The sequence below is a fragment of the Streptomyces sennicomposti genome (assembly GCF_019890635.1).
GTDB lineage: Bacteria > Actinomycetota > Actinomycetes > Streptomycetales > Streptomycetaceae > Streptomyces > Streptomyces sennicomposti.
Window position 1 is genome coordinate 124630 of sequence record NZ_JAIOAB010000005.1, and the last position, 15665, is coordinate 140294.

A 15665-nucleotide genomic window follows, 5' to 3' on the forward strand; every position below is an offset into this window, starting at 1 on the left:
CGGCCATCCACCGGCCTGATCGACACGAGAGGCCCTGGGGACGAAGGAGATCGGGGGTGCACGCGTGCGCGTCGGACTGGTGACGGAGAGTGGCTATCCGTATGTGAGCGGTGACGCCGGACTCTGGTGCGAACGGCTCGTGCACGGGCTCGGGCAGCACGAGTTCGACCTCTACGCGCTCAGCCGCACCCGGCAGCAGGAGGACGAGGGCTGGCGCCCGCTGCCGCCGCAGGTCGCCCGGGTCCGTACGGCGCCCCTGTGGACCTCGGACGAGGACCGCGCGGGCTACGGCCGCCGCGCGCGCCGGCGCTTCGCCGAGTGCTACGGCGAACTGGCGGCCGCCCTGGTCACGGCGAGCAACGCCCAACTCGCCGACCCGGCCCGCCGGACCGGCCGGGACACCCAGGCGGACCGTTTCGCCAGGGCGCTCTACGGACTGGCCGAACTCGCCCGTGACGAGGGCGGACTGCCGGGCGCGCTGCGCTCGGACACCGCCGTCCGCGCCCTCGAACGCGCCTGCCGCGCGCCCGGCGCACAGCGCGCCGCGCGCCAGGCGCGCGTCCCGGACCTCCTCGCGGTCGCCGCCCACCTCGAACGCGCCCTGCGCCCCCTCTCCCTCGACTGGCACGAGGAGGACGGCCTCGGCGCCGCCGACCTGTGCCACACGGCGGCCGGCGGCACCACCGCGCTGCCCGGACTCCTCGCCCGCCACTTCTGCGACATCCCCCTCCTCGTCACCGAGCACGGCGTACCGCTGCGCTCGCACTACCTGGCCTCCGGCACCACCGGCGCCGCCCCGGCCGTCCGCGCCCTGCTCGCCGCCTTCCACGGCGCCCTGGCCGCCGAGGTCTACCAGCGGGCCGCCCTCGTCACCCACGGCAACGCCCACGCCCGCCGCTGGCAGGAGCGCTGCGGCGCCGACCGTGCCCGGCTGCGCACCGTCCACCCCGGCATGGACGCGGCCCCCTTCACCGAGGTCGGCGAGGCCCCGCAGACCGCCGACCCGGACACGCTGGTGTGGGTGGGCCGCGTCGAGCCCGCCAAGGACCTCGTCTCCCTGCTGCACGCCTTCGCCCAGGTGCACACCGCGCTGCCGCACGCGCGGCTGCGGATCGTGGGCTCGGCGACCGGCCCCGACGGGGCCGCCTACCTCGCCCACTGCAAGGCCGTGGCGGCCCAGCTCTTCCCCGACGAGGCCACGGGACCGCACACCGCCGGCGAGAACCCGGTCTCCTTCGAGGAGACCGGCGGCCCCGAGGCGCCCACCCCCGCCGACGCCTACGCGGCCGGCTCGGTGATCGTCCTGTCCAGCGTCGTGGAGGGCTTCCCGCTCGGCCTGGTCGAGGCCATGCTCTGCGGGCGCGCGACCGTCTCCACGGACGTGGGCGCGGTCGTCGAGGTCGTCGGCGGCACCGGACTGGTCGTGCCCCCACGCAATCCACGGGCGCTCGCTCAGGCGTGCGCGACACTGCTGGCCGACCCCGAGCGCCGTGCGCGCCTGGGCGCCGCCGCGCGCGCCCGCGCGCTCGAACTGTTCACCGTCGAGCAGAACGTCGCCGCCTTCCACGGCCTCTACCTGGAGATCGTCGCGCAGAGCCCGGTACGGCGCGTGGTGCTGGACCGCGCGGGCGAGCCGCTGCCGTTCGCGGCCCCGGCCGAGGCGCACGTCGCCGGCCACTGGACCGGCGCGCCCGCCGCGACGCCGCGCGCGGCCCGGGGCGGCCCCGCGTGGGCGGCGACCTCCCTCGCCGGGGCCGCTGGGGCGGGGACGGAGGCCGCGCGATGACGGAACCGAGAGGCGGCCGGCCGCGGCAGGAGCCGGTCCTGGACGGGGCGCGGTCTGTGAGCACTTCGGCGTCCGCGGCTGCCTCGGCGGCTGCGGCGGACTGTGTGGCTGCGAAGGACACCACGGCCGCGGGGGCGTCCACGTCGGTGCGCGCGTCGTCGGGGGCTGCCGGCTCCGCGCTCGCCGAGGCCTCCGCGAGCGCCGGAGGCTCTTCGCGCGCCGCCGTCGCCGCCCCGCGCGCGGGGGCCGATCCCGTCAAGGTGCTGATGCGCCGCCACCGCGACCTGTGCGAACACGCCGTCGATCCGCTGGAGATCGCCGCCGGTCTGGAGGCGCACGGCGTCACCGACCGCACCGCCGCCCGCTTCCGGCACCGCGACGTCTTCTCGCTCGCCGAGGAGATGTACGCCCGCATCGCGCGCGACACGGAGACGGCGCCGTACCCGAGGCCCGCCGACGAACCCCGGACCGGGCTCGTCCCGTTCCTGCTCGCCCTGCTCCCCGGCGCGCTGTGCGCGGCCGGCCTCGCCGGACTCCGGCTGACCGAGGGCCGTACGCGCCTGACGGTGGCCGCCGCCGCGGTCCTCGCCGTCGCCCTGGCGGTGCGCGCCGTGCTCCGCCGCGGCCCCCTGGCCACGGGCGTCCGGCGTCCGTCGGGCGACCGTGCCCCCGGCGCCCGTCCCCCCGGCACCCGCGCCTGGACGTACTGGCTCGTCGGCTACGCCGCGCTCGGCGACGGCCTGCTCGACGCGGCCGTCGGCGGCGGCCCCGACGGACTGCCCGACGGCACCGCCACCGGCCCCTGGCCCCTGGCCGCCGCCCCCGTACTGGCGCTCGCCCTCGCCTGCGCCCCCGCGGTGCTCACCGCCCACCTCTTCGCCGTACGCGCCCGGCGGCGGCTGACCGCCAGCCGCGGTCTGGACGAGTTCGCCGCCTCCGTACGGCCGTTGCTGCTGGGGCTGTTCGCCCTGTTCCTGGGAGCGCTGGCCGCCCTGCTCGCCGGGTGCGGCGCGGTCCTGCACGAGCCTGCGGGCCAAGCCCAGGTCCTCGCGCTCGGCGCCCTGCTGCTGCTCGCCCGCCTCCTCACCGTGCACGGCTTCACCCACGCCCCGGCCGTCGCCCTCGGCACCGCCGCCGCGGCCGAGGCGACGGCTCAGGCGAGCGTCTTCGCGGGCCGCCTGCCGGGCTGCGACGCGCTCGCCGTCCCGGTCGACACCGTCGTCACCGCGTGGGGGCCGGGCGGGGTGCCCGCGCTGGCCTGCGGCGCGGCGGCCCTGGCCCTGCTGGTCCACGCGACCCGCAACCTGAGCCGGGCCTCGGCGCACGCGAGGACGGAGGGGCAGCGGTGACGGCCCGGGGACCGGCCGCCGCCACGAACGCCCGCCGCCTCACCCGCACGCCCGCACCCGCACCCGCGAACGCCCCTGCCACCGCACCCGCGAACCCCCAGGCCACCGCGGCCACAAGCCCCCAGGCCATCGCGGCCACAAGCCCCCACGCCACCGCGGCCACAAACCTGCACGCCACCGCAGGCGCAGGCCCCCGCACCGCAGCCGGCCCGGACCACCTCCGCGCCCCCGTCGGCGCAGGCTGCCGCACCCCCGCAGACACCCCCGACCGCACCGGACCGGAGCCGCAGGCACAGCCGGTCCACCGCGCGTCGCCGGCGACCGGCCGTACCGCCGGAGCCGATCGCACCACCCTTTTCGAAGGAGAACACCAGATGACCACCGCCCGATCCGGAGCGTCCGGAGCATCCGGAGCCACCGGAGCGCACACCCCGGGAGCCGCCCGATGAGGGTTCTGCTGATCGGAGCCAACGGATACCTCGGCCGCTTCGTCGCCGACCGCCTGCTCGCCGACCCGGCCGTCCAGCTCACCGCCCTCGGCCGCGGCGACGACGCCGACGTCCGCTTCGACCTCGCCACCGGCAGTCCGGGCGCGCTCACCCGCTTCCTGGACGCCGTCCACCCCGGCGTCGTCATCAACTGCGCCGGCGCCACCCGGGGCGGGGCCCGCGAACTCACCCGGCACAACACCGTCGCCGTCGCCACCGTCTGCGAGGCCCTGCGCCGCAGCGGCTGCGGCGCCCGCCTGGTGCAGATCGGCTGCGGCGCGGAGTACGGCCCGAGCCAGCCCGGCTCCTCCACCGCCGAGGACGCCGTGCCCCGCCCCGGCGGCCCGTACGGCGTCAGCAAGCTCGCCGCCACCGAACTGGTCCTCGGCTCCGGCCTCGACGCCGTCGTCCTGCGGGTGTTCTCGCCCGCCGGGCCCGGCACCCCGGCGGGCTCCCCGCTCGGCCGGCTCGCCGAGGCCATGCGCCGCGCGATGCAGTCCGGCGACAGCGACCTCAAGCTCGGCGGCCTCGGCGTCCAGCGGGACTTCGTGGACGTCCGCGACGTGGCGCGCGCCGTGCACGCGGCCTCGCTCTCGGCCGCGCAGGGCGTCATCAACATCGGCTCGGGCCGCGCCGTCCGGCTGCGCGAGGCCGCCTCGGTCCTCGCCCGCGTGGCCGGCTACGGCGGCACCCTCCTCGAACTCGACGGCCCGCCCGGCGGCCACCTCAGAGGCCCCATCGGCCATCCCCGCAACGACCCGGACCACCCCGCGCCGGTCGCGTACCCGTACCCGGACGGCTGCGGCAGCTGGCAGCAGGCCGATGTGCGCACCGCCCGCGACCGGCTCGGCTGGCGCCCGAGGATCAGCCTGGAGGAGTCCCTGGCCGACATCTGGATGGAGGCGGCATGCCGCATCTGACGGACGGAGCGGGGATGCCGTCGCACCCGGCGGGCACCCTGACGGACGGCGGCCCGGGCACCGGGCTGCGCACCGGCCTCGGCGCGCCCGGCTGCGCCCACCCCCTGCTGGCGTCCGCCGAGTGGAACGCGCTCGCCCGGCCCGGGACCCCGCTGGACTGGGCCGTCCTCGACGTCGCCCACGGCGGCCCCGGCGTACGGCCCGACCCGCACTGCCTGGACGCCGCCGGGCGGCTGCGCAACGCGGGCGTCCGCGTCCTCGGCCACCTCGACACCGCCTACGGCGCCCGCTCCCGTATCGAACTGATCGCCGACGCGCACCGCTACCTGGAGTGGTACCGGGTCGACGGGTTCCTGCTGGAGCACTGTCCCGCCGACCGCGTGACGCTGCCCGAGGTCCGCCGTACGGTCGCCTCGCTGCGCGCGCTGCACCGCGACGCGCACATCGTCCTCGGCCACGGCACCCACCCGTACCCCGGCTACGCCGAGAACGCCGACCAGTTGGTGACCTTCAGCGGGGCGTGGCACGACTACCGCTGGTCGCAGGTGGCCGAGTGGACCGCCGAGTATCCGCCCGAGCGCTTCTGCCACTTCGTGCACAGCGTGCCGCGCGGCCACCTGGAGGAGGCGCTGCGCATCGCCCGCTGGCAGGGGGCGGCGACGATCTGGTTCACCGACCGGACGGATCACGGCCGGCACGCCCGTCCCTGGGAGGGGCTGCCCGGCTACTGGGATGAGATCGTCTCGCGTACCGGAACAGGTGTCTCGGAATGAAGAAGGGCGTGGCAGTGTTACGGGGAGAACAACCGTAGTGATTGACCGACCAACGGAGTCCCCGTGTCGTTGCCACCCCTGGTCGAGCCGGCTGCCGAGCTCACCGTAGACGAGGTTCGCAGGTACTCCCGCCACCTGATCATCCCCGATGTGGGGATGGACGGGCAGAAGCGGCTGAAGAACGCGAAGGTGCTCTGTGTGGGCGCCGGCGGACTGGGCTCGCCGGCGCTGATGTACATGGCCGCGGCGGGCGTCGGCACGCTCGGCATCGTGGAGTTCGACGAGGTCGACGAGTCGAACCTGCAGCGCCAGGTCATCCACAGCCAGGCGGACATCGGCCGCTCCAAGGCCGAGTCCGCGCGCGACACCGTCAAGGGCATCAACCCGTACGTCGACGTCGTCCTGCACGAGCAGCGGCTCGAAGCCGACAACGTGATGGACATCTTCAGCCAGTACGACCTGATCGTCGACGGCACGGACAACTTCGCGACCCGCTACCTGGTCAACGACGCGTGCGTGCTGCTCAACAAGCCGTACGTCTGGGGTTCGATCTACCGCTTCGACGGCCAGGCCTCGGTCTTCTGGTCCGAGCACGGCCCCTGCTACCGCTGCCTCTACCCGGAGCCGCCGCCCCCGGGCATGGTCCCCTCCTGCGCCGAGGGCGGCGTCCTCGGCGTGCTGTGCGCGTCGATCGGCTCCATCCAGGTCAACGAGGCCATCAAGCTCCTCGCGGGCATCGGCGAGCCGCTGGTCGGCCGCCTGATGATCTACGACGCCCTGGAGATGCAGTACCGCCAGGTCAAGGTCCGCAAGGACCCGGACTGCGCGGTCTGCGGCGCGAACCCGACTGTCACCGAACTCATCGACTACGAGGCCTTCTGCGGCGTCGTCTCCGAGGAGGCCCAGGCGGCGGCGGCCGACTCCACGATCACTCCCAAGCAGCTCAAGGAGTGGATCGACGACGGCGAGAACATCGAACTGATCGACGTCCGCGAGCCGAACGAGTTCGAGATCGTCGCCATCCCGGGCGCCCGCCTCATCCCGAAGAACGAGTTCCTCATGGGCAACGCCCTGGAGGGCCTCCCGCAGGACAAGAAGATCGTCCTGAACTGCAAGACGGGTGTCCGCAGTGCGGAAGTCCTCGCCGTCCTGAAGTCCGCGGGCTTCGCCGACGCGGTCCACGTCGGCGGCGGCGTCATCGGCTGGGTCAACCAGATCGAACCGCACAAGCCGGTGTACTGAGCCTCCGGCTCGACCCTCCCGGTCCCACGTCCACGGGGGCCGCACGCGCCCAGGCGCATGCGGCCCCCGTGGCGTCGTCCGGGCCGGGGTCCGTCAGGAGCACACCGTGCCCGCCGACGGGAGTCTGCCGTCGAGGAGGTAGCCGTTGACGGCGTTCTGGACGCACTTGTTCTTGCTGTCGTAGGCGCCGTGGCCCTGGCCCTTGTAGGTCAACTCGACGGCGACGCCCTTGCCGAGGGCGTCCACCATCTTGCGCGCGCCCTCGTACGGGGTGGCCGGATCGCCCGTGTTGCCCACGACGAGGACCGGCGCCGAGCCGGACGCGCTCACGTCGGGGTGGTCGGCCGCGCCCTTGACCGGCCAGTTCGCGCAGCTGAGCATGCCCCAGGCCAGGAACTCGCCGAACAGCGGTGAGGCGGACCGGAACTCGGGCAGTTTCCTCTGCACGTACGCCGTGTCGTACCGCTGCTTCTCGTCGGCGCAGTTGATGGCGACGTTCGCCGCCGTGATGTTGCTGTACTCGCCGTTCTGGTCGCGGCCGTTCATCGCGTCGGACAGCAGCATGAGGATCCTGCCGTCGCCGTCGTAGGCGTCCTCCAGGCCCTCGGTGAGCGGCTGCCACAGTTCCTTGGAGTAGAGGGCCTGCGCGATGCCGTTGGTCGCGGCGGTCTGGGTCAGGCGGCGCGGGAAGACGCCCTGGATCGGCTTGGCGTCGAGCTTCTTGAGCAGCGCGGCGATGCGGTTCTCCACGTCCTGTTGGGAGTCGCCGATGGGGCAGTCGGCGACCTGCGACACGCAGTCCTTCGCGAAGTTGTCCATCGCCAGCTGGAACCCCTTGGCCTGGCCGAGCGAACTCTGCTCCGGGTCCTGCGTGGGATCGACGACGCCGTCGAGGACGGCGCGGCCCACGGTGTGCGGGAACAGGTGGGCGTACACGCCGCCCAGCTCGGTGCCGTAGGAGATGCCGAAGTAGTGCAGCTTGTCGTCGCCGAGCACCTGGCGCATCAGGTCCATGTCGCGGGCCGCGTCGGTGGTGCGCACATGCGGGAGGACCTTCCCGGAGTTTTTCTCGCACGCCGCGTTGAACTGCTCGGTGTTCTTCAGGTACGTCGTCCGCTCGGCGGCGTCGTCCGGCGTGGCGTCCTGCTGGAAGTACCGGTCGAGTTGGCTGTCGCTCTCGCAGACGACGGGCGCGCTGCGGCCCACCCCGCGCGGGTCGAAGCTGACCAGGTCGTAGCGGGTGCGCAGCTTGGCGTAGTCCGCGGCGAACGCCGGCAGGGTGCTCACGCCCGAGCCGCCCGGCCCGCCGAAGTTGAAGACCAGCGAGCCGATGCGCTTGCCCGGCCCGCTCGCCCTGGCCCGGATCAGCGCGATGCCGATCGTCTCGCCCTTCGGCTTGTCCCAGTCCAGCGGCGCCCGCATCGTCGCGCACTGCCAGGCGCCGCCGCCCGGCAGCGGGGACGGCGCCGTGCCGCCGCCCTCGGCCGCGTCGGGCGGCGGGCAGTCCTTCCAGGTCAGTTTCTGCGTCGCCGGGTCGCCGCCCGCGGGCCCGCCGCCGGGATCGGTGTCGTCGCCGCACCCCGCCATCAGGGCGGCCAGCAGGACGGCGGTCGAGGTCAGGGCGGCGGCGCGCAGCCCGCGGGGGTTCGGCATGCCTCCATCCTCACGCCGCGCGCGGCCGCCCGCGCGGGACGCGGGCCGTCCGGGCTACCCGGCGCACGGAGGGACCGGCCCGGGGTCCTACAAGAACCCCTTGCGGCTCAGATGGTTGAAGGCCAGCCAGCCCGGCAGCACCGGCAGCCACAGCGTCAGCAGCCGGAACATCAGCACCGCCGGCGCCGCCACCTCCTTGGGCAGCCCCACCGCGATCAGACCGACCGTCAGCGTCGCCTCGACCGCGCCCACACCGCCCGGGGTCGGCGCGGCGGAGCCGAGGGCGTTGCCGGCCAGGAAGACGACCGCCACGCTGGCGATGCTCAGCGACGTCGACTCGTCGCCGAACGCGCGGATCGACGCGTCCAGGCACATCACGAAGCAGGCCGTCAGCAGCAGCATGCCGCCGATGCCGGTGACGAGCTTCTGCGGCCGCTGGAGCACGTCCAGCATGCGCGGCACCACGCCCGCGAACAGCGACCGCACGCGGGTGGCGACGAACTTCCGCAGGAACGGCACCGAGGTGACCACCAGCACCAGCACCGCGACCGTCAGCAGACCCGCGATGACCGTCCGGGACGGCGACAGCGACGGCGTCTTCTCGGTCCCGGTCAGATAGCCGAACGACAGCAGCATCAGGATGTGGCAGCCGAGCCCGAACAACTGCGACGCGCCCACGCTCGCCACCGCGAGCCCGGGGCGCACGCCGGAGCGCTGGAGGAAGCGCGTGTTCAGGGCCACGCCGCCGACCGCCGCCGGCGCGACGATCTTCACGAACGACCCGGCCACCTGCGCCGCCACGGTCCGCACGAAGGACACCCGCTCCGGCACGAACCCCAGCAGCGCCATCGCGGCGGCCACATAGCTCAGCGCCGAGAACAGCACCGCCGCCACCAGCCAGCCCCACTGGGCGTGCGCGAACAGCGTGTCGAACTGGATGTGCGTGAGCTGGGTCAGCAGGTAGTACGCGCCGATGGCGCCCGCGATGAAACTGATCAGCGTGCGCGGCCGCACCCGTTCCAGCCGGGCCGGCTCGACCGGCGCCTGCGGCCTGATCCGCAGCACCTGGTGCCGGATCTGCGTGAGCAGATCCTCCTCGCGGGCCTCCTCTATGGCCTCGTCGATGGCCCGCTTCTCGGCCCGCGCCTCGGCCCGCTCGGCCTTCTTGGCGACCTTGTCGCGTCTGTCGCGCCTGTCGGTCTTGGTGAGATCGACGGCCGTTCCCGAGGTGTCCGCCGAGGCCGGTCCGGCGTCCTTCGCGGCCTGTTCCAGCCGGGCCTGCTTGGCCTGCCGGGACGCCTCCAGGACCGCCTCGCGCTCCCGCTGCGCCCGCTCCCGCGCCAGCCTGCGCAGCGTCGCGCGCGTGCCGCGGGTCAGCGCGATGGGCTGGAGCATCGGCAGACAGTCGGCGACCGCGTCGGGACCGAGGACGCCCACGGCGGAGGCCACCGCGCGCTCGGCGCCCACCCGCAGGCCGAGCGTCGTCACCAGCTGCGCCACGTCCATGCGCAGCAGCAGGTCGCCGGCCGCGATCTCGCCGCCGCGCAGATCGGTGAGGACCACCCTGCCGGAACGATCCACCACGATCGCGTCCCCCGCCAGCCTGCGGTGCGCGATGCGCCGCGACTGCAGCGCCCGCACCTGCTGCCAGGTGTGGTGCAGCAGCTCGTCGGTGATCTCCTCGTCGGCCAGCGAGTCCAGGGTGCGCCCGCCGGTGTGCTCGTAGACCAGCATCACGGCGTCGGGACCCAGCTCGGAGGTCGCGATCAGCTTGGGCGCGTTGGCGCCGGCCGCGATGGCCGCGTACGCGAGCAGCGCCTCCTGCTCCAGGGCCTGCCGCAGCGACTGGAGGCTGCTGCGGGTGGCGAAGCCGCGCAGGGTGAGGTTGCGCCACACCCGGTAGAAGAAGCCCTGCGCCTGCTGCTCGCGGTCGACGACCGTGACGTCCAGCGGCGGGCCGTCCTCCAGGGTGACGAAGTAGCGCCGGCCCCGGTCGCCGCTCTCCGCCGCGGTCTCGGCCAGCTCCTCGCGGGCCGCGCTGACGGGGTGGAAGCCGACCGTGCGCAGCCCCGCCATCAGGGTCCGCCCGGTGGGCTGGACGTTCGGCGAGCCGACCGCGTACAGGGTGCCGTAGGCGATGGTCCAGCCGATCAGCACCGTGAGGATGATCGAGAACGGTGTCGTGTAGCCGGTGACCAGCATCGAGAAGGCGTCCAGCAGCAGCACGATCAGCAGCACCGAACGCCAGCGCGGCCGCCGGGACATGCCGACGGCCGTCATGTACGCGATGACCGGGGCGAGATAGCCGTGCACCGGGTCGGTCAGCGCGTGCAGATCGCCGGGGGAGGGCTGGGTGAGCGCCTCCTGGATCGAGTGCGGGGCGGCCTTGGCCACCCACAGATCGGTGGCGAGCGTCACCCCGTGGGCGAGGACCGCCGCGAGGACGCCGTCGGCGATGCGCAGCCCGTCGCGTTTGATCAGGCGTTCGATCGCGAAGGCGACCGGCACCAGCAGGATCGCGATGCTGGACACCAGACCGGCGATCTTGATGAGCAGGTCGGGCGCCTGCCCGGTGCCCTTGTTGATGTCCTGTTCGAGCCCCGAGGTGGTGCCGTGCGCGAACGCGGCGATCGCCAGCAGGACCACGATCGCGAGCACGCCCACCAGGAGCCGCATCAGGTCCGAGGGACGGTGCACGCGCGCGGGGAGCAGCGGTTCGTCGCCCTCCACCTCGTCGATGTGGGTCACCTCCGGGCCGTCCTCCGGCTTCCGCCGCGCCGCGGCCGCCTGCTCATCGGCCGCACGGCCGTCCCGGCCGGCCGCACGGTCGTCGCCGGTCGTACGGTTCGTGTCGGCCGTACCGTTCGTGTCGGCTGTACGGTCCCGGCCGGTCGCACGGTCGTCGCCGGACTCGCGGTCCTGGTCCCGGTCCTGGTCCTGGCCGGCGCCGCTCGCGCCGGTGTCCGGGCGCGACGAGACCCCAGAGGTGCCCTCCGCGCCGTCGGGGTGCACACCCTGCTGCTTCATGCTCTCTTCTTGGTCTCGTATCACCGGTCACCGCCCGCACGATGGTGGCATGCCCCACCGACACTCGGGGGCATCAGGGTGCAGGTGCGGGGTCCGCCAGTCTGCCCGAAGCGCGGCGTCGCGGCGAGGGGCCCGTGCTGCCGCGGGCACCTCGCGCTGTCGGTGGGGTGCGGCAGGATGGGGCGGATGAGCGAAGTGAGCCCTGGGGGCGACGGCGGCGCGGAGCCCGCCGAGGCGCTGCCCGAGTACGCCGAGCGGGTCCTCGAGGTCGCCGAGCTGATCCCGCCGGGCCGCGTCATGACGTACGGCGACGTCGCCGAATGGCTGGAGGCCGGCGGCCCCCGCCAGGTCGGGCGGGTGATGGCCCTCTACGGCGGAGCCGTGCCCTGGTGGCGGGTCGTCCGCTCCGACGGAAAACTGCTCCCGGGCCACGAACTGCGCGCCCTCGACCACTACCGCGCGGAGGGCACGCCCCTGCGCGAGGCGGGCAGGACGGCCGAGGGCCATCTGCCCCGGCTCGACATGCGGCGGGCACGCTGGGACGGCGACGGCGGCGACGGCGGCGACGGCGGCGACAGCGGTGGACGTGCGCAGGGTCACACCTGACAGCTTCCGCCATCCGGCGGCCCCGAGGGGAGCCCATGGCCCGTACGGGCGAATCCGGGCACGTTCCGGACATGCCGTACGTTCGGGAGAGTACCTCCGCAACCACGGCGCCCGGCGCCGGCAGCGACAGACCCCAGCACCCCACCAGGACCGGCGAACCACGTGAGCACCCCCTCCACCACCCGGCCCCTGCCGCACCTCCAGGTACGGCAGGGCGACCGCGGCGCCTACCGGCTGGTGCGTACCCCTCCGGCGGCGCCGGAACCCCCGCGCCTGGACGCGGCGCAGCAGGCCGTCGTCGACCACGAGGCCGGACCGCTGCTCGTCCTCGCCGGTCCGGGCACCGGAAAGACCACCACCCTGGTCGAGTCCGTCGCCCGCCGCGTCGCCCGCGGCCAGGACCCCGAGCGGATCCTGGTGCTGACCTTCAGCCGCAAGGCCGCCGTCGAGCTGCGCGACCGCATGGCGCTGCGCACCGGGGCCGCGCACGCGCCCCGCGCGACCACCTTCCACTCGTTCTGCTACGCCCTGGTCCGCGCCCACCAGGACAGCGGGCTGTTCGTGGAGCCGCTGCGGCTGCTGTCCGGCCCCGAGCAGGACGTCACCGTCCGCGATCTCCTGGCGGGCCAGGTCGACCTGGAGCGGCTCGGCCTCGCGCACGTGCGCTGGCCGGACGAGCTGCGCGCCTGCCTGACCACCCGCGGCTTCGCCGACGAGGTCCGCGCGGTCCTCGCCCGCAGCCGCGAACTGGGGCTGGGGCCCGACGCGCTGGCCGCCTTCGCGCGCCGCATCGGCCGCCCCGACTGGCAGGCCGCGGCCGTCTTCCTCGCCGAGTACCTCGACGTCCTCGACCTCCAGGGCGTGCTCGACTACGCCGAACTCGTCCACCGCGCGGTCCTCCTCGCCCGCCGCCCCGAGGTCGCCGACCGGCTCGCCGCGCGGTACGACGCGGTCTACGTCGACGAGTACCAGGACACCGACCCGGCCCAGGTACGGCTGCTGCGGGCGCTTGCCGGGGGCGGCCGCACCCTGCTCGCCTTCGGCGACCCCGACCAGTCGATCTACGCCTTCCGGGGCGCGGACGTGAACGGCATCCTGCAGTTCCCACAGGCCTTCCCGCGCGCGGACGGCACTCCCGCGCCCGTCGCGGTGCTGCGCACCGCGCGCCGCTCCGGGGCCGCGCTGCTGGCCGCGACCCGGCTGCTGGCCCAGCGCATGCCGCTCACCCGCCTCCCGGCGGACAAGGTCCGCGCCCACCGCGAGCTGGTCCCCGCGCGGGACGGCGGCCGGGTCGAGGTGCACACGTACCCGACGCCGGGCGCCGAGGTGGACAACATCGCCGACGTCCTGCGCCGCGCCCACCTGGAGGACGGTGTCCCCTGGGGCGAGATGGCCGTCCTGGTGCGCGCCGGCGCCCGCACGATACCCACGCTCCGGCGCGCCCTGACGGCGGCCGGCGTCCCCCTGGACGTGGACGGCGACGACCTGCCCCTGCGCCACGAACCGGCGGTGGCCCCCCTGCTGACGGCCCTGCGCGCGGTCGCGACGGCGGAGGCGACGCAGCGCGCCGGGACGACGGGGGCGGAGGCGGACGGCGCGTCCGGGACGGCGGAGGCGGACCGGTCGTCCGAGGCGGCGGAGGCGGCTACGGCATCGGAGCCCGGCACTGTGGAGGCCGAGGCCCCGGGGTCCGGGGCGGCGGAGGCCGAACCGGCGAGGGCCGAAGCGGCGGAGGCGGACTCCGAGCCGGCGGAGCCCGACGCGGCGGCATCCGAGGCGACAGAGACCGACGCGGCGGCCCCGGAAGCGGCGGAGGCGCGTACCGAGGACGACCCCGCCGCCCCCCAGCCTCCCCAGGTCCCCGCCCCCTGCTGGCTCGACACCGAGACCGCCCTCACCCTCCTCGCCTCCCCCCTCGCCGGCATGGACGCCGCCGATCTGCGCCGCCTCGGCCGCGCCCTGCGCGAGGAGGAGCGGGCCGCCGGCAACCCCGTACCGCCCCCCTCGGACGAACTCCTCGCCCGCGCGCTCGCCGAACCGGAGCGCCTGGTCGCGCACGACCCGGCGTACGCGCGGGGCGCGCAGCGCCTGGGCGCGCTGCTCAGGAAGGCCCGGGAGCGGCTGGCGGGCGGCGGCACCGCCGAGGAGGCGCTGTGGGACCTGTGGGAGGGCACGCCGTGGCCCGGCCGCCTGGAGCGGGCCGCGCGCCGCGGCGGCGCCGCCGGCCGCAACGCCGACCGGGACCTGGACGCGGTGTGCGCGCTGTTCGCGACCGCCGGGCGCGCCGAGGAGCGCACCGGCGGCCGGGGCGCGCTGAACTTCCTGGAGGAGATCGAGGCGCAGGACATCGCCGCCGACACGCTCACCCGCCGCGCCGTACGCCCCGACGCGGTGCGCCTGATGACCGCGCACCGTTCCAAGGGGCTTCAGTGGCGGCTGGTCGTCGTCGCGGGCGTCCAGGAGGGCCTGTGGCCGGACCTGCGCCGCCGCGGCTCCCTGCTGGAGGCCGACCGCATCGGCCGCGACGGACTCGCCGAACCGCTCACCCCGGGCGCGCTGCTGGCCGAGGAGCGCCGGCTGTTCTACGTGGCCGTCACGCGCGCGCGTGAGCGGCTGGTCGTCACCGCGGTGAAGGCGCCCGCGGACGACGGCGACCAGCCCTCCCGCTTCCTGACCGAACTCGGCGTCGAGCCGCAGGACGTCACCGGCCGCCCCCGCCGCCCGCTGTCCGTGGCGGCGCTGGTCGCCGAGCTGCGCGCCACGACCGTGGACCCGGCCGCGTCCGACGCCCTCAGGGAGGCCGCCGCGCGCCGGCTGGCCCGGCTCGCGGCGCTCGCCGACGACGAGGGCCGCCCGCTGGTGCCCGCCGCGCACCCCGACCGCTGGTGGGGCCTGGCGGAGACGACCGCGAGCAAGGTGCCGCTGCGCGACCGCGACCAGCCCGTCGTGCTGTCCGGGAGCGCCCTCGACCAGCTCGCCAACACCTGCGCGCTGCAGTGGTTCCTCGGCCGCGAGGTGAAGGCCGACGCGCCCGCGAGCGCCGCCCAGGGGTTCGGCAACGTGGTGCACGTCCTGGCCGACGAGGTCGCCTCCGGCCGCACCCCCGCCGACCTCGCGGTCCTCATGGAGCGCCTGGAGACGGTCTGGAACGCGCTCGCCTTCGACGCGCCCTGGAAGTCCGCGCAGGAGCGGGACAACGCGCGCGTGGCGCTCGAACGCTTCCTGAAATGGCACGTCCTGGACCGCTCCGGCCGCACCGCGGTGGCCAGCGAGCACACGTTCGACGTGACCCTGACGGCCGGTGAGCACCAGGTGCGCATCCGCGGCTCCATGGACCGGGTGGAGGCGGACGGCGAGGGCCGCGCCTACGTCGTCGACTTCAAGACCGGCAAGCAGGCGCCCACCGGCGCCGAGGTGGCCCGCCATCCGCAGCTGGCCGTCTACCAGCTGGCCGTCCGCGAGGGCGCCGTGGACGAGGCGTTCGACGGCGTACGGCCCGAGCCGGGCGGCGCCGAACTCGTCCAGCTGCGCCAGGGCGCGGCCAAGCGGGACGGCGGCGAGGCCCTGCCCAAGGTGCAGGCGCAGGAGCCGCTGGAGGGGGAGTGGGTCGGCGATCTGCTGGCGACCGCCGCGGGCAAGGTCCTGGACGAGCGGTTCACGCCGAGCGCCGGGCAGCACTGCGCGCACTGCTCGTTCCGCGCCTCGTGCAGCGCCCGCCCCGAGGGCCGCCACGTCGTGGAATAGCAGCACGCGTCGCAGCGGCCACGCGGGACGAGGAGGTCACGTGGCGAAGGGACGCGCGGGAAGAAGGGGTCACGTGG

At 75.1% G+C, this 15665-nt stretch carries 9 protein-coding genes; 7 read left to right on the forward strand and 2 right to left on the reverse strand.

Annotated features, from left to right (window positions below; all coding sequences use genetic code 11):
* Nucleotides 1–64: 64 nt before the first annotated feature.
* The 5 genes from K7787_RS04915 to moeZ all read left to right on the forward strand — a co-directional run bounded on the left by K7787_RS04915 (nucleotide 65) and on the right by moeZ (nucleotide 6558).
* Entirely contained in the window at nucleotides 65–1786 is a 1722-nt protein-coding gene (locus K7787_RS04915; protein WP_223000598.1) for a DUF3492 domain-containing protein, read from the forward strand.
* 104 nt (nucleotides 1787–1890) lie between these two features.
* Nucleotides 1891–3135, forward strand: a complete 1245-nt coding sequence (locus tag K7787_RS04920) for a hypothetical protein (protein WP_223000599.1) — start codon at nucleotides 1891–1893, stop codon at nucleotides 3133–3135.
* A gap of 445 nt (nucleotides 3136–3580) precedes the next feature.
* Nucleotides 3581–4543 (forward strand): NAD-dependent epimerase/dehydratase family protein, encoded by a 963-nt coding sequence (locus K7787_RS04925; protein ID WP_009190500.1) that lies wholly within the window; start codon nucleotides 3581–3583, stop codon nucleotides 4541–4543.
* Nucleotides 4531–5316 (forward strand): spherulation-specific family 4 protein, encoded by a 786-nt coding sequence (locus K7787_RS04930; RefSeq protein ID WP_043261266.1) that lies wholly within the window; start codon nucleotides 4531–4533, stop codon nucleotides 5314–5316. The genes K7787_RS04925 and K7787_RS04930 overlap by 13 nt, the downstream gene beginning before the upstream one ends.
* Nucleotides 5317–5379: 63 nt before the next feature.
* A complete protein-coding gene (gene moeZ, locus K7787_RS04935; protein WP_164387823.1) occupies nucleotides 5380–6558 on the forward strand; it encodes an adenylyltransferase/sulfurtransferase MoeZ in 1179 nt (392 codons plus the stop codon).
* A 93-nt stretch (nucleotides 6559–6651) separates the two neighbouring features.
* On the opposite strand, the gene K7787_RS04940 is transcribed toward moeZ, so the two are convergent.
* Both K7787_RS04940 and K7787_RS04945 read right to left on the reverse strand, forming a co-directional pair.
* The gene (locus tag K7787_RS04940; protein ID WP_223000600.1) at nucleotides 6652–8211 is read right to left on the reverse strand and encodes an alpha/beta hydrolase; all 1560 of its coding nucleotides are present in this window, start codon (nucleotides 8209–8211) and stop codon (nucleotides 6652–6654) included.
* An 87-nt stretch (nucleotides 8212–8298) separates the two neighbouring features.
* Nucleotides 8299–11238, reverse strand: a complete 2940-nt coding sequence (locus K7787_RS04945) for a lysylphosphatidylglycerol synthase domain-containing protein (protein ID WP_223000601.1) — start codon at nucleotides 11236–11238, stop codon at nucleotides 8299–8301.
* Nucleotides 11239–11424: 186 nt separating this feature from the next.
* Here K7787_RS04945 and K7787_RS04950 point away from each other — a divergent pair, with 186 nt between their 5' ends.
* Nucleotides 11425–11844: an MGMT family protein gene (locus tag K7787_RS04950; RefSeq protein ID WP_247720542.1), complete on the forward strand. Its 420-nt coding sequence runs from the start codon at nucleotides 11425–11427 to the stop codon at nucleotides 11842–11844.
* Nucleotides 11845–12006: 162 nt separating this feature from the next.
* Nucleotides 12007–15588, forward strand: coding sequence for an ATP-dependent helicase (locus K7787_RS04955; protein WP_223000603.1), 3582 nt, complete (start codon nucleotides 12007–12009; stop codon nucleotides 15586–15588).
* Nucleotides 15589–15665: the final 77 nt, after the last annotated feature.